The sequence below is a fragment of the Xenorhabdus santafensis genome (genome assembly GCF_033949405.1).
GTDB classification, from domain to species: Bacteria; Pseudomonadota; Gammaproteobacteria; order Enterobacterales; family Enterobacteriaceae; genus Xenorhabdus; species Xenorhabdus santafensis.
Window position 1 is genome coordinate 1 of the sequence record NZ_VCDN01000201.1, and the last position, 222, is coordinate 222.

Below are 222 nucleotides of genomic sequence, written 5' to 3' on the forward strand. Positions count from 1 at the left end.
GTGCTGGAATACCGCAAGAAAATTCTGATCCGCATGATGATGGAACCCCGGATTATTGGGCGCGGCGGGGCAATAATTCCGCTGAACGTCACGGTCAGCACCAAACACGGGCTGAAAGACATCGTCTGGGACACCGCCAATCTTGCGGGCGGGGGCGGCAAATTGGTTAGCGCCAGTGCGCCGTTGGCTGACAATTTAGCGGCTGAATCGGTGCGCGGCGGC

Annotated in this window: 1 protein-coding gene; it reads left to right on the top strand. The window is 59.0% G+C overall.

The features are described 5' to 3' along the window. Window positions 1-36: 36 nt before the first annotated feature. On the top strand, window positions 37-222 hold a 186-nt coding region (locus tag FE392_RS19860; RefSeq protein WP_319931858.1), incomplete at its 3' end, for a hypothetical protein.